19 protein-coding genes are annotated in these 22,943 nt (G+C 72.5%); 1 reads left to right on the top strand and 18 read right to left on the bottom strand.

Going from position 1 to position 22,943, the window contains the following annotated elements; translation table 11 throughout:
• Complete coding sequence (locus HNR23_RS05780) at positions 1 to 651, top strand: HNH endonuclease family protein (protein ID WP_184074220.1); 651 nt, start codon at positions 1 to 3, stop codon at positions 649 to 651.
• Positions 652 to 686: 35 nt separating this feature from the next.
• Here HNR23_RS05780 and lhgO read toward each other — a convergent pair whose 3' ends face one another.
• From lhgO to HNR23_RS05690, 18 genes are all read right to left on the bottom strand, one after another.
• Positions 687 to 1,901 carry an L-2-hydroxyglutarate oxidase gene (gene lhgO / locus HNR23_RS05775; RefSeq protein ID WP_184074218.1) on the bottom strand — a complete coding sequence of 405 codons (1,215 nt, stop codon included), beginning with the start codon at positions 1,899 to 1,901 and terminating at the stop codon, positions 687 to 689.
• A 30-nt stretch (positions 1,902 to 1,931) separates the two neighbouring features.
• Positions 1,932 to 2,792, bottom strand: coding sequence for a helix-turn-helix domain-containing protein (locus HNR23_RS05770; RefSeq protein WP_184074216.1), 861 nt, complete (start codon positions 2,790 to 2,792; stop codon positions 1,932 to 1,934).
• A gap of 132 nt (positions 2,793 to 2,924) precedes the next feature.
• Entirely contained in the window at positions 2,925 to 3,629 is a 705-nt protein-coding gene (locus HNR23_RS05765; protein WP_184074214.1) for a DUF742 domain-containing protein, read from the bottom strand.
• Between the two features lie 23 nt (positions 3,630 to 3,652).
• Positions 3,653 to 5,548 carry a sensor histidine kinase gene (locus HNR23_RS05760; protein WP_246421610.1) on the bottom strand — a complete coding sequence of 632 codons (1,896 nt, stop codon included), beginning with the start codon at positions 5,546 to 5,548 and terminating at the stop codon, positions 3,653 to 3,655.
• Between the two features lie 376 nt (positions 5,549 to 5,924).
• Positions 5,925 to 6,836 carry a sirohydrochlorin chelatase gene (locus HNR23_RS05755; RefSeq protein WP_184079955.1) on the bottom strand — a complete coding sequence of 304 codons (912 nt, stop codon included), beginning with the start codon at positions 6,834 to 6,836 and terminating at the stop codon, positions 5,925 to 5,927.
• 143 nt (positions 6,837 to 6,979) lie between these two features.
• Complete coding sequence (locus HNR23_RS05750; RefSeq protein ID WP_184074210.1) at positions 6,980 to 7,576, bottom strand: GTP-binding protein; 597 nt, start codon at positions 7,574 to 7,576, stop codon at positions 6,980 to 6,982.
• Positions 7,557 to 7,931, bottom strand: coding sequence for a DUF742 domain-containing protein (locus HNR23_RS05745; protein WP_246421970.1), 375 nt, complete (start codon positions 7,929 to 7,931; stop codon positions 7,557 to 7,559). The genes HNR23_RS05750 and HNR23_RS05745 overlap by 20 nt, the downstream gene beginning before the upstream one ends.
• A gap of 59 nt (positions 7,932 to 7,990) precedes the next feature.
• Positions 7,991 to 8,428 (bottom strand): roadblock/LC7 domain-containing protein, encoded by a 438-nt coding sequence (locus HNR23_RS05740; RefSeq protein ID WP_184074206.1) that lies wholly within the window; start codon positions 8,426 to 8,428, stop codon positions 7,991 to 7,993.
• Positions 8,429 to 11,326, bottom strand: coding sequence for a sensor histidine kinase (locus tag HNR23_RS05735; RefSeq protein ID WP_184074204.1), 2,898 nt, complete (start codon positions 11,324 to 11,326; stop codon positions 8,429 to 8,431).
• A gap of 511 nt (positions 11,327 to 11,837) precedes the next feature.
• A complete protein-coding gene (gene argH / locus HNR23_RS05730) occupies positions 11,838 to 13,265 on the bottom strand; it encodes an argininosuccinate lyase (RefSeq protein ID WP_184074202.1) in 1,428 nt (475 codons plus the stop codon).
• A 557-nt stretch (positions 13,266 to 13,822) separates the two neighbouring features.
• Complete coding sequence (locus HNR23_RS05725; protein ID WP_184074199.1) at positions 13,823 to 15,022, bottom strand: argininosuccinate synthase; 1,200 nt, start codon at positions 15,020 to 15,022, stop codon at positions 13,823 to 13,825.
• A 122-nt stretch (positions 15,023 to 15,144) separates the two neighbouring features.
• A complete protein-coding gene (locus HNR23_RS05720; protein WP_184074198.1) occupies positions 15,145 to 15,690 on the bottom strand; it encodes an arginine repressor in 546 nt (181 codons plus the stop codon).
• Complete coding sequence (gene argF, locus HNR23_RS05715) at positions 15,687 to 16,685, bottom strand: ornithine carbamoyltransferase (protein WP_184074195.1); 999 nt, start codon at positions 16,683 to 16,685, stop codon at positions 15,687 to 15,689. Before argF ends, HNR23_RS05720 begins: the two co-directional genes overlap by 4 nt.
• Positions 16,682 to 18,022, bottom strand: a complete 1,341-nt coding sequence (locus HNR23_RS05710) for an acetylornithine transaminase (protein ID WP_343070434.1) — start codon at positions 18,020 to 18,022, stop codon at positions 16,682 to 16,684. The genes argF and HNR23_RS05710 overlap by 4 nt, the downstream gene beginning before the upstream one ends.
• Complete coding sequence (gene argB / locus HNR23_RS05705; protein WP_184074193.1) at positions 18,019 to 18,975, bottom strand: acetylglutamate kinase; 957 nt, start codon at positions 18,973 to 18,975, stop codon at positions 18,019 to 18,021. Before argB ends, HNR23_RS05710 begins: the two co-directional genes overlap by 4 nt.
• On the bottom strand, positions 18,972 to 20,123 hold the full coding sequence (gene argJ, locus HNR23_RS05700; protein WP_184074191.1) for a bifunctional glutamate N-acetyltransferase/amino-acid acetyltransferase ArgJ: 1,152 nt from the start codon (positions 20,121 to 20,123) through the stop codon (positions 18,972 to 18,974). The genes argB and argJ overlap by 4 nt, the downstream gene beginning before the upstream one ends.
• A 29-nt stretch (positions 20,124 to 20,152) precedes the next feature.
• Positions 20,153 to 21,181 carry an N-acetyl-gamma-glutamyl-phosphate reductase gene (argC, locus tag HNR23_RS05695; RefSeq protein ID WP_184074189.1) on the bottom strand — a complete coding sequence of 343 codons (1,029 nt, stop codon included), beginning with the start codon at positions 21,179 to 21,181 and terminating at the stop codon, positions 20,153 to 20,155.
• 118 nt (positions 21,182 to 21,299) lie between these two features.
• A complete protein-coding gene (locus HNR23_RS05690) occupies positions 21,300 to 22,742 on the bottom strand; it encodes an NAD(P)/FAD-dependent oxidoreductase (RefSeq protein WP_184074187.1) in 1,443 nt (480 codons plus the stop codon).
• Between the last annotated feature and the right edge of the window lie 201 nt (positions 22,743 to 22,943).

The raw sequence follows: 22,943 nt of genomic DNA, 5'->3' as shown, positions 1-22,943 counted from the left end.
TTGCGTACCTTCCGCCGCCGCCTGTTCTCATCGTCGGCCACCGTCTTCGCGGCCGTCCTTCTTTCGGTCTTCGCCCCCGCCGCACCCGCCGCCGCCTCCGTACCTCCGGGAATCCCCTCCAAGTCCACCGCGCAATCGCAGCTCAACGGGTTGACGGTGCAAGCGGAGGGATCGTCCGCGGGCTACGACCGCTCGCTGTTCCCGCACTGGATCACGATCGAGGGCAACTGCAACGCCCGCGAGTACGTGCTGCGGCGCGACGGCAGCAACGTGCGCACCGATGACCAGTGCCGTCCCATCTCCGGGAGCTGGTACAGCGCGTTCGACGGCGTCACCACCACCGACCCGTCGACGTTCGACATCGATCACCTGGTGCCGCTCGCCGAAGCCTGGCGCTCGGGTGCCGACTCGTGGAGCACCTCCAAGCGCCGCGACTTCGCCAACGACGTCAACGCGCCCGCTCTGTGGGCGGTGACGGCCACCAGCAACCGTGCCAAGGGAGACAAGGACCCGGCCGACTGGATGCCGCCCCGCACCGCCGCCCACTGCGACTACGCCAAGGCCTGGATCAACGTCAAACACCGCTACCGCCTGACCGTCGACTCCGCGGAGAAGTCCGCCCTGCAGGGCACGCTCAACAGCCGCTGCTGACACACCCGCGCGCGGCAACGCCCCCTCCCCCGCTCCTACAGAATGGCGAGCACCTTCTCACCGAGGTACTCGGCGATCGCCGGCGCTGACGTGGCAGCCGGGGAGGGGGCGTTGCGCACGCAGACCACCCGGCCATGCGTGTCGATGGCGAAGTCGTCGAGGAGTCGGCCGTCGCGCCCGAGCGCCTGCGCACGCACCCCCGAGGGGGCCGGACGCAGGTCGGCCGCTGTGATCTCGGGGACCAGCCGCCTCGCCTCCCGGGCGAAGGCCGCCGCGGATGCCGCCACCGCGACCTCTCGCGCACCCATTCCCCAGTGGGCGCGGGCGAGCCGCCAGAAGCCCGGCCAGGCCAGGGTGGCGGCGAGGTCACCCGCCCGGACATCGCGGAACCGGTACCCCTCGCGTGCGGCGGCCAGCACGGCGTTGGGCCCCGCCATCACCTCCCCGTGCACGTGCCGGGTGAGGTGGACGCCGAGGAACGGGTAGCGGGGGTCCGGGACCGGGTAGACCAGGCCGCGCACCAGGCCGCGCCGCTCGGGGACCAGTTCGTGGTACTGGCCGCGGAACGGGACGATGCGCGGGTCGTCCCCGGCTCCGGCCATCCGGGCGATCCGGTCGCCGTGCAATCCGCCGCAGATGACGATGCCGTCGAACCGCCACCGGACGCGCTCGCCGTGCGAGGCGCCGGTGAGCGCCTCAGCACCGTCGGCGTCCTGCCGCAGTGCGATCACGGGGCTGCCCAGCCGGATCCGTCCGCCCGCCCTGCGGACGTCGTCGGCGAATGCCTCGGCGATGGCGACGAAGTCGGTGATGGCGGTGCGCGGCGAGTGCAGTCCCTCGACGCCGCGGACGTGGGGTTCGATGTCGCGCAGAGCGTCGGGACCGAGTCGTCGGACCCCCTCGACGCCGTTGGCCGCGGCGCGCTGCTCGATGTCGTCGAGCCGTGCGGCGTCCTCCCGGGTACGGGCCACCAGGACCTTGCCGACCTCCTGGTAGGGCAGCCCGCGCTCGGCGCAGTAGTCGCGCAGCAGCCCCTTGCCGCGGTGGCACAGTTCGGCCTTGAGCGACCCGGGCCTGTAGTAGAGGCCGGCGTGCACGACGCCGCTGTTGTGCCCGGTCTGGTGGACGGCGACGCGGTCCTCTTTCTCCAGGACGGTGACCTGGGTTCCGGGGCGGTTCAGGGTGACCCATCGGGCCAGCGCCAGCCCGATGATTCCGGCGCCGATGATGCCGATGCGTGTGCTGCTCACCCGCGACACGCTAGCAAGGCACGCACCGCCTCACCGGTTCAGGTAGCGCTGGATGAGGGCGCAGGACGCCCGAGACGACAGTGCGGCCTCCTCGATCCAGGTGAACCTGGCCGCCTGGCGGGCGACGCCGTCGTGGTCCCCGAAGAACGCGCCGGCGCCCGACAGCTCGGTGTGGATGACCACGTCTTCGCCGCCTTCCCCGGGTGTGGCTCCGGCGAGGGTCAGCACGCTGAACCCGCCCGCGTGGCCCGGGTGGTCGTGGGCGGTGAAGGGGACGACCCGGAGGGTGACCGCGGGCAGCCGCGCGGCGTGGAGGAGGAATTCGAGTTGGGTGCGCAGCACCTGCGGACCGCCGACGGCGTTGTTCAGCACGGCCTCCCCGATGACGGCATCCAGGGAAACCCTGGATTCGCCCAGCACCGCGCTTCGGCGGGCCGACTGGGCGGTGGCGAGCTGATCCAGGTCCGGACCGTCGAGCGCCTGGACCGCCCGAGCGCACGCGCACAGGTACGCGTCGGTCCGTAGCGGCGCCGGAACGAGCAAGGGCTCCCACAGGCGGATGCGGCTCGCGTCCTGCTCCAGGTCGACGAACTCGGGTTGCAGGACGTCGGAGAACCGGCTCCACCAGGAATTCGCCGCCGTGCGTTCGGCGAGTTCGGTCAGGGCTGCGCGTTCGGTGTCGGTGAGGTGGTAAAGGTCGGCGAGGCAGCGGATGTCGGTGGCCCGGATGGGGGCGGCGCCGGTCTCCATGCGGGCGACGTGCGCGGGCGACCACCCGCACCGCCGTGCCACCTCCCCGACGTCGAGGCCCGAACGCTCGCGCAGCCGGCGCAGCTCCGCGGCGAGTCGGCGGCGGCTGACACCGGGGTTGCGGCGCTCCCTGTCTCCCATGACACGACTGTAGGACCGGGATGTGCCCGGGGACACGGGAATCGGCGAGATCGCACCCCCTTGTCCGGTACCGCATCCCGGTCGTATCAGTCCGGTTTCCCTCCGGTCGCGCGTTCGTCGGCCGCCGCGGGATCAGAGCGCGCGCAGGCCGTCCAGGAGGGCGTAGAGGAGCGGCAGCCCGGTGAGGGTCTGTTCCGGTTCGGGGGCGTGCAGCCGCAGCGCGCCTTCGGCGATCATCCCGGCGGCGAGCAGTTTCACCACGCTGACCGGGAGGTCCAGGTGGGCCGCGAGTTCGACGATGGACTGCGGCTCGCGGGACCGCAGCAGGATCGTCTCGCGCTCGGGGCGCAGGCTATCGGGCGGGCCGGGCGGTCGGGTGGCGGTCACCATGCTGAGCAGGTCGAGGCAGGGGCCTCTGGTGTCCGCGGCGCCGCCGATGGTGATGGCGAAGGGGCGGAGCAGGCGCTCGGACCCCTTATTGGCACGGATATCGGGCTGGCCGCCATGTGTTTCGGGGCGGCCCGAAGGGGGGTGCTGCGCTGGCCCGACGTCCGCCCCGCCGAGCACGGCCGCCCTGTTCTCGGTGGCACCGCACTCCCCTCGTCCGGTCCCGGCCGGGGCGCCCGCGGGCCGACCGGGAGGTGTCGCGCGGCTCCCCCCGCCGCAGGCGGCCACCGGGCCGGGGACGGCCGACGTCGGCACCGCGCTGCGGACGCCGGGTGCGCCCCGGTCGGCTCGATGGCTTCCGACTCTGCCGTTGCCCGCTCTGGTGCCGTCCGCCCTGCCGGTTTCGGCCGTGGCGCTCTTCACGGTGCCGCTGTCTACCCTGCTGCTCATCACTCTGCCGCCCCCGGACTCACTCATCGCTCCGCTCCGTCCCCCGAGTGCCCGTGGTCCGCCGAACGCTGGTCGGGGACCATCACGGGCTCCGGTCGTGCGTCGTGCTCCTCCTCCATCAGTGTTTCGGGCAGGATCGCGGTGGCGCGCGTCCCGCCGTAGGGCGAGGGGAACAGGCGCACCCGCACGCCGTGCCGGGCCGCCAGCCGCGCCACCACGAACAGACCCAGGCGCGGCTCGTCCGGCAGCGCCATGACGTCGAACTCCGGCGCTTCGGCGAGCGTCCGCGCCGCCGCCTGGTACCCCTCCTCGGTCATGCCCAGGCCGCGGTCCTCCACGTCCACCGCGATACCGCCCGCCACCGGCCCGCAGTTGACGTCCACCGGCGCCCCGGCCGGGGAGAACTGGGTGGCGTTCTCCACGAGCTCGGCGATCAGATGGACGATGTCGGCGACGGCGGTGCCGCGCAGCCGCACCCGGGGCGCGGAGGTGAGCCGCACCCGTTCGTAGTCCTCGGTCTCCGAGATCGCGGCGCGCAGCACGTCCACCAGTGGCAGCGGGTCGCGCCATCGGCGGGCCGACTGGGCGCCGCCGAGGATGATGAGGTTGTCGGCGTAGCGCCGGGCACGGGTGGCCAGGTGATCGAGCCGGAACAGGCGCTGCAGCGTCCGCGGGTCCTCCTCGTCGTACTCGATCTCGTCGAGTAGGTGCAGCTGGCGTTGGACCAGCGCCTGGTTGCGGTAGGCGATGCCGAGGAAGACGCGGTTGACGCCCTCCCTGATCTCGGCCTGCTTGACCGCCGCGCCCACGGCGGTGCGCTGGGCGGTGTTGAACGCGTCGGCGACCTGGCCGATCTCGTCGCGCCCGTAGGAAAGGCGCGGGAGCTCCTCGGCGAGGTTCACCCGCTGCCCGTTCTGTGCGCGGTCGACGATGTCGGGCAGCCGGGTGTCCGCCAGCGCGAGGGTGTCGTTGCGCAGCTGGGACAGCCGGCCGACGAGGCGGCGTGAGGCGCGCGTGGCGATGACGATGGAGGCCGTCCCGGCGACGAGGAGGAACACGCACCCGGCGAGGGCCAGTGCGATGCGCTGGACCGCGTCGGCCCACGCGGTGCCGATGGCGGTGTCCAGCTGGGTGGCGACGAGGTCACCGAACTCCCGGTCGGCGCCGCTGGAGGCCTCCTCCCATTCGTCGGCGTCGACGCCGATGTCGAAGTTCCACTCCGCCTTGCCCGGGACGTCGGATTCGCCTACCGGCGGCCGGGTGACCACGGCCCGGCTGAGCCGCTCGGTGTCGGCCCATGGCTGCGCCGCCCGCATCGCCTCGTAGCCGCGCCGTACGTCGCCCCGCAGGTCCTCTTCGGCCCGGCCGAGTGCGGTGCGGTAGGAGGCGGTGAGGTGGGTGAAGTGGGCGGTCTCCTCATAGTCCATTCCGCCCGCGGCGATCGCACCGGCCAGCAGGGCGTTGGCGCGGGAGAACTCCTCGTGCGCCCCGACGAGGTCCTGGGCCAGTTCCGCGTCGGTGCGGCCGGGACTGAGCTCCAGGGCGCGCAGGTGGGCGGCGGTGAGCAGGCCGGTGTCCTCGATCAGCTCGGTGTAGCGGTCGAGAGCGTCGGCGCGGCCGACGGTGCCGGCGTCGACGCCGTCGCGGAGCCGACCGAGGTCGTCGCCGGAGGAGTCTCCGGTGAGGATGTCGGCGCCTGTCTCCGCTTCGGCCGCGGCCCGTGCGGTGTCGGTGCTGTCGCGCTGGGCACCGAGCCGGTCACGGGTTTGCTTCCGCTCGGGGTCGCCGAGGTGGATCTGGGTGAGCCGCCGCTCCTCACGCAGTTCGGCGGCGAGGTCGTCGAAGACGTCGGCGCTCTCGCGTCCCCCCATGACGGAGAGCATCTGCGTGCCGGCCTGGAAGGTGCCGGTGGCGGTCATGACCAGCCACAGGGCGAGAAAGCTGATACTCGGGATCAGGACGATCCGCGAGAGTTCCGTCCGCAGGGTCCGCTCTTTGCGGCCCCTTTGCTTTGGCGGTGCCCCCCGTAGAGCCCCGCGTCGTTGTGTGCCCATGGTCTCCCCCAACCTGGACGGACGCGCGGGTGCGGATCACAGGCCGCGGAGGGGTACCCCTCGGCAGGTGGACACCAACGCGTCCATAGGGCAACGACGCTATCGAAAAACCATGCCTCTGTGTTGTTGTTTCATTACATTCGGTCATTGCCTCCGGCGCCGCCGCATGTGGGGGCGGCGCCGGGCACTGAGCGGACGATGGCGGGGGGACGGTGGGGAGGGACGTGTGCCGGGCTCCGGTTCAACTTTCCGGGCGGTGCCGGGAGCCCACCGGCGAGGGGAGGTCGTCCACGGTGGGCGGGGTGTCGAGGCCGACGGAATTGAGGATCTCCGCGTAGCGCAGGGCGGCGATCTTGGCCAGCGTGCTGCTCGCGCCGAGCGGGGCGCTGCAGCGGGCCGAGTAGCGCTCGCCCAGCTCCGCGAGCCGGTCCACGTCGAATTCCGGGCCGACGATGCTGGGAGCGATGACCGGCCGGACGCATCCGGCGTCGGCGAGTTGGCCGCGCACCTGCTCCAGCGAGGCCTCATCCTCCAGGTCGGCGGGGAGCACCGTGACTCCCAGCCGCGCGGCGAGCAGCACCGCGGTGACACCGGCGGCGTTGACCGCGTCGTCGCCGCCCACGGCACCCACGATCACGCCGTCGGTCATCGTGGTGTTGGGCGCGACGACGCTGATCAGCCGCATCCGGTCGGCGCGCACGAACCCGGACTCGGCAAGGCGCAGATGGAGCACCTCGGCGAGCATGGGGTGGGGGCCCAGCCCGTCGGTGACGCGGACGTCGGCTCCGGTCGATTCGACGGCCTCGGCGATGGCCCGGCTCGTGGCCGGGTGGGGGGCGGTGACCAGGGGTACGACCACGCCTCTGAGGGGGTGCCCGGCCACGGGTTCCAGATCGGCGAGGGCGTCGGCGAGGCGGTGGTCGGATCCCTCGACGCAGCCGATCCGGATGGTGACCTCGGGCCGGTAGGAGCGCAGCAGGTCGACCATCTGGGCGCCGACACCGCCGGTGTCGGCGTCGGAGCCGGAATCGCCCGGCACCGCCAGTACGAGCGTGGGCGTGCCGATCCAGCTGTCGAACGACAATGGATTCCGGTGCCGTCCCGACCGACGTCGCGGGAGATCGCGAGGGGGTAGTCTATCCGGATTCTGCATATTGTCAGGATTCACGGGAAAATGCTAACGACTCGGGAGTAGGGATCGCGCCCCCAGGCCGATTCCGATCGTGAAACAACGGATCGGGAAATCGACCGTCGGGGGGATGGCATGGTGTGGAGGCTGCCCGGCCATGGTAGCGGTCATGTGGACAGGGCTGGGCTGCGCCGCCGCATGACGTGGTCGACCAGGGTGAGAAGGACACGCTTGCTCGATTCCCGGTCCCGCGCGTCGGTCATCATCACGGGGACCTCCTCGCCCACGTCGATGGCGTCGCGCACCGCCTCCAGGGTGTGCGGGTAGGCACCGTCGAACCGGTTCACCGCCACCACGAATGGGACATCCCGGTTCTCGAAGAAGTCCACGGACGGAAAGCAGGTGTCGAGACGGCGGGTGTCCGCCAGCACCACCGCACCGAGCGCGCCGTCGGCGAGCTCGTCCCACATGAACCAGAACCGCCCCTGCCCGGGCGTGCCGAACAGGTAGAGGACGACCCGCTCGTTGACGGTGATCCGGCCGAAGTCCAAGGCGACCGTGGTCGTGGTCTTGTCCTCCACGCCGCCCAGATCGTCCACGCCCATACTGGCCTCGGTCATGACCTCCTCGGTGCTGAGGGGGGTGATCTCGCTGACCGAGCCCACCATCGTCGTCTTTCCCGCACCGAATCCCCCGGCGATGAGGATTTTCACCGCCGTCGGAATGGGAGCGCGGGTTCCGCTGTCAGAGTCTGCGGATGCCATCGAGTACCGCCTGGAGTACGTTCAGTTCGGGAAGGTCGGCCACGGGTGTCGGCGCCCGGGTGAACACGTCGCCCTGTGCGATGAGGTCGCCGAGGAGCACCTTGACCACGGTCATGGGGATGTCGAGTTGTGCCGAGAGCTCGGCGACCGAGATCGGCCTGCGGGAGAGCCGGAGGATCGCGGCGTGCTCGGGCTCCAGCGCGGCCCAGTCCACACGCTCCCGCGCCGCCACGACGATGCTGATCATGTCCAGCCCGCTCGCCGCGGGACGGGTCCGCCCGCCGGTCATGGTGTAGGGGCGGACCAGCGGCCCGGCCGCGCGGTCGACCTGGGCGACGCCGGGCACGGGCCACATGGTGCGCCGATGCTCCAGCGTCCGCCCGGTGGCCGCCTCGTGCGACGGCGGTGCGTCGGTCATGACCCGGCGCCGCCGGTGGCCGTGACCGACGCGGGAAAGCGGGGCGCGGAGCTGAGGAACTGCCCGACGCGGCGGATGCGCATGTTCATCTCGTAGGCCACGATGCCGATGTCGGCGTCCTCCGAGGCGAGCACCGCGAGGCAGGCGCCCTCGCCGGCTGCGGTGACGAACAGGTAGGCGTGCTCCATCTCGACGAGGGTCTGGTTGACCGCTCCCCCGCCGAACTGGCGGCCGGTACCGCGGGCGAGACTCTGGAACGCCGAGGCGACGGCGGACAGGTGCTCGCCGTCCTCCATCGACAGCGCCCGCGAACGGCCGATGAGGAGGCCGTCCGCGGATAGCAGGATGGCATGCTCGACGCTGACCACGCGGTCGACGAGGTCGTCGAGGAGCCAGTTCAGATCGCCTGCCGAATTGCCGCTCTTGTGCACCATTTAATCGCTTTCTCCCATGTGGTCGCCGACCGGACGGCCGACGTGCCCCTCGCGTGTAGCTGCCGCCGTGGCGGACCGGCCCCGCTCCTCTCGGGGGAAGGAGGTGACGATGGCGTCGTCATCGTCACCGCCGCCGCCGACCGCGCCGGGGGCGGCGTCGGGGCTGGCGGTCGGGTCGATCCGGCCCGGCGCACTCTTCGTCCGGCGGAGCCCCGAAGCCGGGGTTCCGGGGCCGCGCCCGTGTGTCCGGGGGGCGGCAGCCGAGGGGCGCGCACCGTTCGGTGCGGGCGCCGCGTTCTGCTGCGGAGCCGCCCCGGACCCCAGGTCGTCCTCGCGTCCGCGCTTGGTTCCGGACTGGAACGCGCTCAGTGCCCGGAGCGCCTCCTCCGGGGAACGCGACGTCTCCGGTCCCCGCCGTGTGGGGGTGGCGGGGTCATTCCTGAGCTGCGCGGCGAGATTGGCCTGCTTGCGGCGCCGAGGCAGCGCGGGTTGGTCCGCGGCACCGCCGCCGGTGTCCTCCGGCGGCCGTGGAACACCCGTCGGCGGGTGCTGGTCGCCGCGCCGGGCCTCGCGGATCGGGAGCCCGTTGGGACCGGTCGTGGTCGATGCCGTTCCGGGCGCCACGGGAACCGCTCCCGGTGGCGTCCCGTGGCCGTTCGCCCGGGGCGCCGCCGGTGCCCCGGAGACCGTCCCGGGCGCGCTGCCCGGGCGCCCGCCCGCACCCCGCTGCCCGGCCAGCAGGTCACCCTTCCCCCGCTCCACGGTCTGGGCGGGTGCCGGAATGCCGCGGCTCGGGGTGAGACCTCCGGGCGGCGTCGTCCCACCGGGCGGTGTGAGGCCGCCGGCAGGGGGAATGCCGCCGGCGGGTGTGATGCCCTGCGGGGGCGTGGCGACGGTGTCCTGGGGCCTGCCCCCGTCCGCGGCGTCACCTGCGGGGCGCCGCCGGCCGGCCGCCTCCCCCGGTGAGATGAGCGCCGACGGGATCAGCACGATCGCCCGGGTCCCGCCGTAGGGGGACGGGCAGAGCTGGACGTGGATGTCGTGCTTCACCGCCAGCCGCGCCACCACGAACAGGCCGAGCCGGGAGTCGGAGTTCATCGCCATCACGTCGAACTCCGGGGCCTGGCTGAGGGTGGCGTTGGCCTCGGCCAGACCGGCTTCGCTCATCCCCAGGCCGCGGTCCTCGATCTCCACCACGACGCCCTTGGGCACGACCTCGCTGTGGATGTGCACCGGGGTGTGCGGCGGCGAGAAGGACGTGGCGTTCTCCACGAGCTCGGCCACCAGGTGGATGACGTCGGCGACCACCGACCCCGACAGCGCGAGGTCGGGGACCACCCGCAGTTTGACGCGGGCGTACTCCTCGGTCTCCGAGATCGCCCCCCGCAGGATGTCGACCAGGGGGATCGGGTTGCGCCAGCGCCGCCCCGGCTGCGCCCCGCCGAGGATGATCAGGTTCTCGGCGTTGCGGCGGCCCCGTGTGGCCAGGTGGTCGAGGTGGAAGAGGTCTTCGAGGAGGTCGGGGTCCTCCTCCTCGCGCTCCACCCGGTCCAGCAGCTGCAGCTGGCGCTGGACCAGCGACTGGTTGCGGTGCGCGATGCCGAGGAAGACCCGGTTCACGCCCTCCCTGATCTCCGCCTGCTTGACGGCGGCGCTGACGGCGGTGCGCTGGGCGGTGTTGAACGCGTCGGCGACCTGCCCGACCTCGTCGGTACCGTGGTCGAGCTGCTTGAGCTCGGTGTCCAGGTCGACGGTCTCGCCGTTCTCCAGCCGCCGCACGATCCGCGGCAGCTCCTCGCGGGCCAGGCCGAGGGTCTCGGCGCGCAGCCGCGCCAGGCGCGTGGTCAGCCGCGCCGCGGACTTCGAGGCGACGCCGTAGGCGATGGTGCCGGCGAACAGGGCCATGATGCCGCCGCCGAGCGCGATGGTGAACATCCACGTGCTCGCGGCGTCCGTGGCGGAGACCACGGCCTGGGTCTGGGCGTCGGTGAGGACGATCAGGTCGGCGTTGACGTCGTCGGCGACGGTGCGCCAGTCGTCCAGTCCGGCGGGCGGCTCCTCGTCGGGTCCCGACTCCTCGCCCTCGGCGGCGTCCACCTCGATGACGGGGACGTTGCGGCTGACCGTCTCGCTCATGGCGTCGAGCTCCTCCCACTGGGAGCTGCCGGTGAGCGCCGCGTGCGCGTCGGCGGTCTGGCCGCGCAGCACGAGGCCGGCGTTGACGATCCGCTGCTGGAAGGCGGTCATCAGCGCGGCGAACCGGACCTGCTCGTCATGGGTGAGCCGGTCGGCGGCGAGTGCGGCGCTGAGGACGGCGTCGGCGCGGGTGAACAGGTCCTGGGCACGCATGAGGTCGACGACGTCGGCGCTGGCGGCGGCCGATCCGCCGTCGTCGAGCTGGCGACCGCCGGCGTCGTAGAGGCGGATGCCCCGGTCGACGACGGCCGAGTACTCCGCGACGGTCTGCTCGACCCCGAGCTCGCCGGCGATGACGTGCCCGCGCAGCTCATCGCGGCGGCCGACGGCGGTGAAGAATCCGCTGGCGACCTTGGCGACCTCGGTGCCGCCGCGGCCGCTCAGGCTCTCCCTGCGGTCCTCCACCCGGCGGACCGCCTCGTCGGTGCCGCTGATCTGGCCGCGCAGCTCCTTGATCGACTCCTCGGAGGGGTCGGCGAGGTGCTCGGCCGCCAGGCGGCGCTCCTTCTGCAACTCGGCGACGGCGTAGTAGAGGTAGGCGCCGGTGCGGCCGTCGCCGGTGGCGAGGCGCAGCGACACGGCCTGCATCAGCATCGCGGTGCTCAGGACGGCGAACAGCACCAGGAACGTGATGCTGGGAATCAGCACGATCCTGTTGAGCTGCGCCTTGATGCTCCGGTCTGCGCCGCCCGGCTGGCCCATTGCGCTCCTCCCGCTGACGTGAGCGCGGGCACCCGGCCGGATCAGGGGGTGGCCCCAGCCCGTGGGAGAGACGGCATCACAGCGATGCCGGAGGCGATATCACGCGAAGCGGCGCGGGCCGCCGTCTCCCCCGATGCAGCACGGGCCACTCCGGACGCTGATCGCGGGAGAGTGCACCCATGGTGCCCACGACTTCTGGACGCTACAGCACATGTACACGCAGTGAGGGGCTTTTGCTGATTTCCCTGCGAGAACCCCGGATCGGACGATGGATTCGGAGGGAAAGCCGGGCTTGTACCGAGTTGTCCACGCGCCCACCGGGCGGCCGGAGCAGGGGAACCGCAGCGGTGAACCGCACCGGCCGAGAGCGGAGGCGGACGCCGTACTCCCACGGCGGAAAGGCCCTGGGCCGGTGCCGGAGTACCGGAGGCCCAGGGCGTGTTCCGTGGGTCATGTCCTGGTGCTGGAAGAGGAGGCGGCAAGCGGGGAACCGCGAGCCGCGAACGCGCGGTCAGCGCCCCGTCGCGTACTCCCGGTGCCGGGCGACCTCACCGCGCAGGCGCTCCAACTGCTCGGCGACCCGCTCGGGGGCGGTTCCCCCCTTGCTCGCGCGAGAGGCGAGCGATCCGCCGACGGTGAGAACGTCGCGCACGCCCGACGTCAGGTGCGGGGAGATCGCGGCGAAGTCGGCGTCGGTGAGCTCGGGCAGGTCGATGCCGCGCTCCTCGCAGGCGCGGACGCACGCCCCGGCGATCTCGTGCGCCTCGCGGAACGGCACGCCGCGGCGCACCAGCCACTCGGCGATGTCGGTGGCCAGGGAGAAGCCCTGCGGCGCGAGCTCCTCCATCCGCTCGCGGTTGAACCGCAGCGTGGCGATCATGCCGGTGAACGCAGGAAGCAGCACGTCGAGCGTGTCGACGGCGTCGAACACCGGTTCCTTGTCCTCCTGCAGGTCGCGGTTGTAGGCCAGCGGCAACCCTTTGAGCGTGGTGAGCAGGCCGGCCAGGTCGCCGACGAGCCGCCCGGCCTTGCCGCGGGCGAGCTCCGCGATGTCGGGGTTCTTCTTCTGCGGCATGATCGACGATCCCGTCGAGAACGCGTCGTCCAGGGTGACGAAGGAGAACTCCTTGGTCGCCCAGAGGATGACCTCCTCGGAGATCCGGGACAGGTCCACCCCGATCATGGCCGCGACGAAGGAGAACTCGGCGACGACGTCGCGCGCGGCCGTGCCGTCGATGGAGTTCTCCGCGGAGGAGGGGAAGCCCAGCTCGGTCGCGACCGCCTCGGGGTCGAGCCCGAGCGAGGACCCTGCCAGCGCACCGGAGCCGTAAGCGGAGACCGCGGCGCGGCGGTCCCAGTCGCGCAGCCGCTCCACGTCGCGGACCAGCGGCCAGGCGTGCGCCATCAGGTGGTGGGCGAGGAGCACCGGCTGCGCGTGCTGCAGATGGGTGCGGCCGGGCATGGCGACGTCGTCGTGCGCCTCGGCCTGGTCGGCCAGGGCCGCGACCAGGTCCAGCAGCTCGGCGGCGATGGCGCGGGCCTGTTCGCGCAAGTACATGCGGACGAGCGTGACGATCTGGTCGTTGCGCGACCGACCGGCGCGCAGGCGCCCGCCCAGGTCGGCACCGACGCGCTCGATGAAGCCGCGCTCCAGTGCGGTGTGCACGTCCTCGTCTTCGAGCACCGGGGTGAAGGCCCCCGAGGCGACGTCCTCCTCCAGGCGGTCGAGCCCGGCCAGCATCGCGTCGAGCTCTTCGGCCGACAGCAGCCCGGCGCGGCGCAGGACGCGGGCATGGGCACGGGAACCGGCGATGTCGTGGCGGGCCAGCCGCCAGTCGAAATGGGTGCTCAGGGAGAGCCGGGCCAGCGCCTCGGAGGGGCCGCCGGCGAACCGGCCGCCCCACAGCCGGGTGACCTGGGTGTCGGGCTCGTCAGCCACGGTCGGGGTCCTTTGCATGATCGGTCGAGCGGTCGGAGTCTCCACTGTCGTCGGGCTCGGGGGGGGACCGGTCGGAGCTCCGACCGGTCCCCCCCCGAGCCCGACGGGGAACGGGGCCGGGCCGGGACTCGGCGGCCCGGCCCCGTCACGCCGAACGCGCCCCGGAGCGCCTCTTCCGCGGATGCCGTGCGGTCGGCGAGCGGCCGCCCGGGTACGGTCCGCGGGCCAGGCCCTAGGGCGTGTTCGGCGGATGCTTTCCTCCTGAGCGAGCGGCCGTCCGGGGCGGCGCTCGCAAGCCGCTTCACGAAGTCGATCCAGGTCGGCTTCACGAGTGGAGCGGCGCGGCGAGCGTCGTTCCGGTGGCCGCGAGCCGGGAATGATCCGTCGAACACGCCCTAGGGCGTGTTCGGCGGATGCTTTCCGGTGAGCGAGCGGCCGTCCGGGGCGGCGCTCGCAAGCCGCTTCACGAAGTCAATCCAGGTCGGCTTCACGAGTGGAGCGGCGCAGCGAGCGTCGTTCCGGTGGCCGCGAGCCGGGAATGATCCGTCGAAAACGCCCTAGGACTGCCGGCGGTCGCGCAGGCTGGCGATCTTGGCCGGCATGCTCCAGATGTCGATGAAGCCGCGGGCCAGGCTCTGGTCGTAGGTGTCGCCGGTGTCGTAGGTGGCGAGCTCGTAGTCGTACAGGGAGGCCTCGCTACGCCGCCCGGTGACGACCGCGCGGCCGCCGTGCAGCTCCATCCGGATGTCGCCGGTGACGTGCTTGTTGGCCTCCGCGATGAACCCGTCGAGGGCGTGCTTGAGCGGGGAGAACCACAGGCCGTCGTAGACGAGTTCACCCCAGCGCTGGTCCACGCCCCGCTTGAACCGGGCCAGTTCCCGCTCCACGGTGACGTTCTCCAGCTCCTGGTGGGCGGCGATCAGCGCGATCGCGCCCGGTGCCTCGTAGACCTCGCGGCTCTTGATCCCCACCAGCCGGTCCTCGACCATGTCGATCCGGCCCACGCCCTGGGCTCCGGCCCTCCGGTTCAACTCCTCGATGACCTGCAGGACGGTGAGCTCCTTGCCGTCGACGGCGGTGGGCACGCCGTTCTCGAAGGAGATGACGACCTCATCGGCCTCGCGCGGTTCGGCGGGGTCGGCGGTGTAGGAGTAGACGTCCTCGATGGGGCCGTTCCAGATGTCCTCCAGGAACCCGGTCTCCACGGCGCGGCCGAAGAGGTTCTGGTCGATGGAGTAGGGCGACTTCTTGGAGACGTCGATGGGCAGGCCCTTCTCCTCGGCGAAGGCGATGGCCTTGTCCCGGGTCATGCCGGAGTCGCGGACCGGGGCGAGCACCTTGAGCTCGGGGAAGAGGGCGGCCAGCCCGGCCTCGAAGCGCACCTGGTCGTTGCCTTTGCCGGTACAGCCGTGGGCGACCATGGTCGCGCCGTGGTACCGGGCGGCGTCGGCGAGGTGCTTGACGATCAGCGGCCGCGACAGCGCCGACACCAGCGGGTAGCGGTCCATGTAGAGGGCGTTGGCCTGCAGTGCGGGCAGGCAGTATTCGTTGGCGAACTCGTCCTTGGCGTCGGCGACGACGGCTTCGACGGCGCCGCAGTCGAGCGCGCGCTGCCGGACGACGTCGAGGTCCTCACCGCCCTGGCCGCAGTCGATGGCCACGGCCACGACCTCGGCACCGGCCTCCTCGGCGATCCAGCCGATGGCGACGGAGGTGTCGAGCCCCCCGGAGTATGCGAGTACGACCCGCTCGGTCATGGGTTTTCTCTCCTTGAGTTGCAGGTGCGGCTTGTCAGCAGGTACTGCGGCTGCCGTCGGGGCCCGCCCCGTCCGTCCCCTCCGGTCGTGGCGCACCTCGGTGGCGGGATGCACCGCGGCGCTCAGGGGCGCCGGTCGGCCAGGCGCAGCAGGGCCGAGGCGAGTTCCTCGCCGCCCTGGGGGTCGCGGGAGATCACCAGGATGGTGTCGTCTCCGGCGATGGTCCCCAGGATGGCGTGGAAGTCGGTGTGGTCGATCGCCGACGCCAGGAACTGGGCCGCACCGGGCGGGGTGCGGACGATGACCATGTTCGCCGAGGCCTCGGCGGAGACCAGGAGGTCCTCGGCGAGCCGGGTGAGGCGGGCGCTGGCGGCCTGCCCCAGGTCGAGTGTGTCGGCGAGGGTGTCGGGCCGCGCCCTTTGGAGGCGCTCACCGCCCTCCCCGGGCAGCACGTAGACGAGGTTTCCGTCGACGGTGCGTAGCTTGACCGCTCCCAGTTCGTCCAGGTCGCGCGAGAGCGTGGCCTGGGTGACCTGAACGCCGCTTTCGGCGAGCAGCCGCGCGAGCTCACTCTGCGACCTGACGTCGTTCCTGGTCAAGACCTCGGTGATCCGCGCGTGCCGGGCGGCCTTGGTCATGGGGGCGGAACCGGCACCGTCGACCGTCATCGTCTGCCGTCCTCTCCCGTGTCGCCGCCGGCGTTCCCGCCGGCGAGGAGGAACGCCAGCAGTGCCTTCTGGGCGTGGCGGCGGTTCTCCGCCTGGTCCCACACGGCGCTGTGCGCGCCGTCGATGACGGAGGCGGAGATCTCCTCGCCGCGGTGGGCGGGAAGGCAGTGCAGCACGACGGCGTCGGCGGCGGCCGCGGCGAGCAAGGTGTCGTCGACCTGGTAGGGGCGGAACGGCGCGTCGCGGTCGCCGGCCTGCGCTTCCTGGCCCATAGAGGTCCACACGTCGGTGGCGAGCACATGGGCGCCGCGCGCGGCCTCCAGCGGGTCGGTGAGGACCTGGGCGGATCCGCCGGTGCGGGCGGCGATCCCCTGCGCGTCGGCCAGGATGGCGGCGTCGGGCAGGTAGCCCTCAGGCGCGGCGATACGGACGTGCATTCCGGCGGTCGCACCGCCGAGCAGGTAGGAGTGGGCCATGTTGTTGGCGCCGTCGCCGAAGTAGGCCAGGGTACGGCCGCCCGTCGTCCCGTGGTGTTCGCGCACGGTCTGCAGGTCGGCGAGGACCTGGCAGGGGTGGAAGGCGTCGGTGAGCGCGTTGACGACCGGTACCGCGCTGACAGCGGCGACGGTTTCCAGCCGCTCCTGGGCGAAGGTCCGCCAGACGATGGCGGCGACCTGGCGGTCCAGGACCCGCGCGGTGTCCTCCAGCGGTTCGCCGCGGCCGAGCTGGCTGGTCTGCGCGTCGATGACCAGCGGCATTCCGCCGAGGTCGGCGACGCCGACCGCGAACGAGACGCGGGTCCGGGTGGAGGGCTTGTCGAAGAGCAGCGCCACGGTGCGGGGGCCGTCCAGGGGCCGCCGGGCGAAGCGGTCCTTCTTCATGGTGTCGGCGAGGTCGAGGACCGCGGACTGCTCGGCGGGGGCCAGGTCGTCGTCGCGCAGGAAGTGGCGGACCGCCGGGAGTGCGGGGTCGGCGGGCGCGGGGGGCGGGGTCATGGCCTACCTCCTGTCTGGCGCACCGTGGCGGCGGCCTGGTCGAGGATCGCGGGGAGTGCTGCGGTGAAGCCGAGGACTTCGGCGCGGGTGATGGTCAGCGGCGGAGCGATGCGGATGGTGTCCGGGGCGACCGCGTTGACCAGGAAGCCGTGCGCGGCGGCGCGTGCCTGGACGGCGGCGGCCGCGGGTTCGGTGAGCCGGATGCCCAGCCACAGCCCGCTCCCGCGGACTCCGGCGAGGAGGGGGTGGCCGGTGGCGGTGATCTCGGCGGCGAGCAGCGCGCCGAGGTCGGCGGCGTTGGCCAGGAGGCCGTCGGCGTCGATGGTGTCGAGCACGGCCAGTGCGGCGGCGCAGGCCACGGGGTTGCCGCCGAAGGTGGAGCCGTGGTCGCCCTTGGCGAAAGCGGTGGCATAGGAGCCGAAGCCGACGCAGGCGCCGATGGGCAGGCCGCCGCCCAGGCCCTTGGCGAGGGTGAGCACGTCGGGGGTGACCCCGGCGCCGTGGTGGGCGAACCAGTGTCCGGTGCGGCCGATGCCACTCTGGATCTCGTCGAGGACGAAGGCGGCGCCGGTGGCGTCGCAGATGTCGCGGATCTCGGCGAGGTAGCCCTCGGGGGCGGGGACGACCCCGGCCTCACCCTGGGCGGGTTCGACGATGACGGCGATGCAGGAGTCGTCGACGGCGCCGCGCAGTGCGGCGGCGTCGCCGTGGGGCACGAAGCGCACATCGGTGCCGAACGGCCCGAACTTGTCGCGGATGGCGGCCTTGCCGGTGAGGGAGAGCGAGCCGGAGGTGCGGCCGTGGAAGGCGCCGTGGGTGGACACGACGTAGCCCGCCCGCCCGGAGCCGTCGCCGTTGCCGGTACCCAGGCCGCGTCCTGCCGCCGCGGCCTTCACCAGCTTGAGGGCGGCCTCGTTGGCCTCGGTGCCGGAATTGGTGAAGAAGACGCGGATGTCGGCGCCGGAGCGGCCCTGCCCTGCGGGGGTACCCCCGCGGCGCAGCAGGTCGGTGAGGCGCTCGGCGAGCTCCACCTCGCGCTCGTGGATGAACAGGTTGCTGGTGTGGGCGAGTGCGGCCGCCTGGTCGGCGACGGCCGTGACGAGGGCGGGGTGGCCGTGGCCCAGGGCGGAGACGGCGATGCCGGCGATCAGGTCGAGGTAGCGGTTCCCCTCGACGTCCCACACGGTGCTGCCCTTGCCGCGGGCGAGCACGATCTCCGGGGTGCCGTAGTTGGGCATGATGGCGGCCGCGAAGCGCTCGCGCAGGTCGGCCGCGCTCGCCGAGCCGGTGGCGCTGCCGCCGTCCGCGGGTCCGCCGGTGTTCACCGGAATGTTCACGCGTTCTCCCCCTGGGTGGTGGTGCCGCCGTAGATGTCGGTGGGCGCGCCGAGTTCGGCCGCCTCCCGGATCTCGTCGACGACCATCGTGCCGACTCCCTGGTTGGTGAAGACCTCCAGGAGCATGGAGTGCGGGACGCGGCCGTCGATGATGTGCGCTTGGGGCACGCCGCCGCGCACCGCGGTCAGGCACGCCTCCATCTTCGGCAGCATGCCCGAGGACAGGCCGGGCAGCAGGTCCTCCAGTTCACCGACGGTGAGTCGGCTGATGAGCTCGGTGTTGGCGGGGTAGTCGGCGTACAGCCCTTCGACGTCGGTGAGCATGATGAGCTTGGCGGCGTCGAGGCCGACGGCGAGCGCGGCCGCCGCGGTGTCGGCGTTGACGTTGTAGACGCCGTCGTCCGATCGGGCGATGCCGGAGACGACGGGGATCCGGCCGTCGGCGAGCAGGCACCGCACTGCGCCGGGCTGCACGTCGACGATCTCGCCGACCTGGCCGATGTCGACCTGTTCGCCGTTGACGTAGGCGTGCTTGCGTTCGGCGGTGAACAGGTGGGCGTCCTCGCCGGACATTCCGACGGCGAACGGTCCGTGCCGGTTGATCAGGCCGACGATCTCGCGGTTGACCTGCCCCATGAGGACCATCCGGACGACGTCCATGGTCTCGGGCGTGGTCACCCGCAGCCCGGCGGTGAAGGTGCTCGGCAGGCCGAGGCGGTCGAGGTGGGCGCTGATCTGGGGGCCGCCGCCGTGCACGACGACGGGCCGCAGCCCGGCGTAGTAGAGGAAGACGACGCTCTCGGCGAAGCGGGTGCGCAGCTCCTCGTTGATCATGGCGTTGCCGCCGTACTTGATCACGACGGTCTTGCCGTGGAAGCGGCTGAGCCACGGTAGGGCCTCGATGAGGATGGCGGCCTTGTCCTGGGCCCCGTGGTCGGGGGGGAATGCGATCATGTGCTGTACGCCGAGTTCTCGTGGACGTATTCGGTGGTCAGGTCGGTGGTCCAGACGGTGGCGGCGACGCTTCCGGCCGACAGGTCGACGGTGACGGTGACCTCGCGGGGCTTCAGGTCGACCTTGGCGCGGTCGTCGCCGACGGCGCCCTGGCGGCAGACCCACACGCCGTTGATCGCGACGTTGAGCCGCGCGGGGTCGAACTCCGCGTCGGTGGTGCCGACGGCTCCGAGGACACGGCCCCAGTTGGGGTCCTCGCCGTACATGGCGCACTTGAAGAGGTTGTTGCGGGCGACGGCGCGGGCGACCGTGAGCGCGTCGTCCTCGCTGGCGGCGCCGACGACCTCGACGGCGATCGACTTGCTGGCGCCCTCGGCGTCGGCGATGAGCTGCCGGGCGAGGTCATCGCAGACCTCGGTGAGCAGGGCCCCGAACTCGGCCTCGTCGGGGGCGGTGCCGGAGGCGCCGCCGGCCATGAGGACGACGGTGTCGTTGGTGGAGAGGCAGCCGTCGGCGTCGACCCGCTCGAAGGTGCGGGAGGTGGCGGCGCGCAGCAGGCGGTCGCACTGCTCGGAGGTGAGTTCGGCGTCGGTGGTGATCACCGAGAGCATGGTGGCCAGCGCCGGGGAGAGCATGCCCGCGCCCTTGGCCATACCGCCGATGGTGTAGCCGGGGCCGCGCCGGAAGGCGATCTTGGCGACGGTGTCGGTGGTGCGGATGGCGTCGGCGGCGTTCAGCCCGCCGTCGCGGGCGGCCGCGGCGACGGCCGCGTCCACTCCGGAGAGGAGTTCCGGCATGGGCAGGCGCTCACCGATGAGGCCGGTGGAGGCGACCACGATCTCGCCGGCGGAGTCCTGCAGGGCGTCGGCGACGCGCTCGGCGGTGGCGTGGGTGTCCTGGAACCCGGGGGCGCCGGTGCAGGCGTTGGCGCCGCCGGAGTTGAGGATGACGGCGCGCACCCGGCCGCCCTTGACGACCTGCTGGGACCAGAGGACGGGTGCGGCCTTGACGCGGTTGCGGGTGAAGACGGCGGCGGCGGAGCGCGAGGGACCGTCGTTGATGACGATGGCGACGTCGCGCTCGCCGTCGGCCTTGATGCCGGCGCTGACACCGGCGGCCCGGAAGCCGCTGGGTGCTGTGACGCTCACGGTGCGACCTTTCAGGGGTGGGGCGCCGGTCAGGGTGCGACGCCTGTCATGGGGAGACCGGTGGCCTCGGGGAGTCCGAGCGCGATGTTGGCGCTCTGCAGGGCGCCGCCCGCGGTGCCCTTGGTCAGATTGTCCAGGGCGGCGATGGCGACCATGCGGCCCGCCGCCGCGTCGACCGTCACTTGGACCAGTGCGGTGTTGGCGCCCAGGGTCATCGCGGTGGTGGGCCAGGTGCCTTCTGGCAGCAGGTGCACGAAGGGCTCGGCCGAGAATCGTCGCTCGTAGGCGGCTCTGACCTGCTCTTCGGTGGTACCGGGGGCCAGCGGGGCGGAGCAGGTGGCGAGGATGCCGCGCGGCATGGGGGCCAGGATCGGAGTGAAGGACAGGGTGACGTCGCCTCCGGCGACGCCGGAGAGGTTCTGCACGATCTCGGGGTTGTGCCGGTGGGCGCCGCCGACACCGTAGGGGGCGGCGGAGCCCATGACCTCGCTGCCGATGAGGTGCGCCTTGGGTGCCTTGCCCGCTCCGGAGGTGCCGGTGACCGCGACGACGACGAGGTCGGGTTCGACCAGGCCCGCGGCGAGGGCGGGGAAGAGCGCGAGGGTGGCGGTGGTGACGTGGCAGCCGGGGACGGCGATCCGTGTGGCTCCGGCGAGCGCGTCGCGGGCCCCGGGGAGCTCGGGCAGTCCGTAGGGCCAGGTTCCGGCGTGCGGGGTGCCGTAGTAGGCCTCCCATGCGGCGGCGTCCTTGAGCCGGAAGTCGGCGCCGCAGTCGACGATGAGGACGTCGTCGCCGAGCTGCCGGGCGATGGCGGCGGACTGCCCGTGCGGCAGGGCGAGGAAGACGAGGTCGTGGCCGGCGAGGTTGTCGGTGGTGGTCTCCGCCAGCACCCGGTCGGCGAGCGGCACGAGGTGCGGCTGGTGGTCGCCAAGTCCGGTCCCGGCGTTGCCGCCGGCGGTGAGCGCGCCGATCTCGATGTCGGGGTGGGCGAGCAGGAGGCGCAGCAGCTCTCCCCCCGCGTACCCGCTGGCGCCCGCGATGGCGGCCGTATACCCCATGGCGTCGACTCCCCTGCCCCGTGTTCCTCCGAACTTACCTGCACCATCATGCATGCCAATGCAAATTTATGCAAGCGCCTGCGGGGAAGGTGAGCCAGGTCTCCCCGGTCCCGGACGCTCAGCGACCGGAGATGCGGGTGGCGAGGTCGGCGAAGCGGGAGGTGTGGCAGACGCGGTCGGATTCGCGGCGGTCGGCCGTGCGGTACAGGCCGTAGACGACCTGGGTGCCCACCCAGCGCAGCGGTTCGGGCTCCCAGCCGCGGACGCTTCGGCCCACCCAGGGCAGCCGGGTCAGCTCGCTCCTGTGCCCCAACACCAGATCCCGCAGCGTGCGCCCGGCCAGGTTGGCGGCGGTGACCCCGCTGCCCACATAGCCCCCCGCCCAGCCCAGGCCGGTCTCGGGGTCGAGGTGCACCGTGGGGCACCAGTCGCGGGGCACGCCCAGGACGCCGGACCAGGCGTGGGCGACCGGGACGTCCGAGGCGACCGGGAACAGCCGTGCCAGGACCCGCCACAGCTCCGCGATGGCCTGGGGCGGCGTGCCGCCGCCCGCGTCCTGCCGGGAGCCGAATCGGTAGGGCACGCCGCGGCCGCCGATGGCGATGCGGTCGTCGGCGGTGCGCTGGGCGTAGCAGTAGGCGTGCGCCGCGTCGCCCAGGACCTCGCGGCCCTCCCAACCGATGTGCTTCCACGTCTCCTCGGCGAGCGGCTCGGTCACGATCATCGAGCTGTTCATCGGCAGCCACTCGCGCCGCCGACCCTGCAGTGTCGAGGTGAAGCCCTCGGTGGCGCGGATGACGTGGTCGGCCCGCACCTCCCCGCCGGCGGTGACGGCGACCGGCCGCCGCTCGCCGACCCGGGGCCGGATCTCGGTCACGGCGGTGTCCTCGAAGATGTCCACGCCGAGCCGCTCGACGGCCGCGGCCAGCCCGAGGGCGAGCTTGGCCGGCTGGATGCGGGCGGCGTGCGGGCTGTAGGAGGCGAGCAGTGCGCCGTCGACCTGGAGCCGCGGTTCGTGTCCGTGCTCGATCATGAACACGTCCTCCGGCCAGTAGCCCCACTCGTGCAGGTAGCGGACCTCCTCTTCGAGGCGCGCCCGCTGCGCGGGGTTGGTGGCGACCATGCGCATGCCGCCCTTGACGATGTCGGCGTCGATGCCCTCCGCCTCGGCGGTGGCGATGACCTCGTCGACGGAGGCCATCATGGCGCGCTGCAGGGCGATCACGGCGCCCTTGCCGTGCGCTTCGGCCAGGCGCCGCCGGGATCCGGCGAACTCCGCCGAGAGCCAGCCCCCGTTGCGGCCCGAGGCGCCGAAGCCGGCGAACTCCCGCTCCAGGACCGCCACGCGCAGGTCGGGCTGGGCCCGCTTCAGGTAGTAGGCGCACCACAGGCCGGTGTAGCCGCCGCCGACGATGCACACGTCGTAGTCGGCCGCTCCGGGCAGCGCGGCGCGGCGCTCGGGCAGACCGGGTTCGCGGTACCAGAACGAGACGCCGCCGTTGCGGAACTCCGCCGACCGTGGAATGGCGCGCATCTCGGCCGCGCTGGCGAAGAGTTTCATCTCGGGCCCCCGGACTGCTCGGTGCTGACGGATCAGCGCTGGTTGGTCGGCGTCGGCCAGTGCGCGCACGGTGCTCGCGTCCGCCGGCCATCCGGACCCGGTCGCCCCGCGCACGGGGCCGACCGGGTGCGCCGTCCCGCCGGGCTGCTCCGGGGACCGAGGCGTGCGCGCCTGAACGCCGATCAGGTTATCGGTCCGCAC

Origin of the sequence: Nocardiopsis mwathae, assembly GCF_014201195.1 — a bacterium.
Lineage (GTDB): Bacteria > Actinomycetota > Actinomycetes > Streptosporangiales > Streptosporangiaceae > Nocardiopsis_C > Nocardiopsis_C mwathae.
This window is presented reverse-complemented; position numbering and strand designations above follow the sequence as displayed.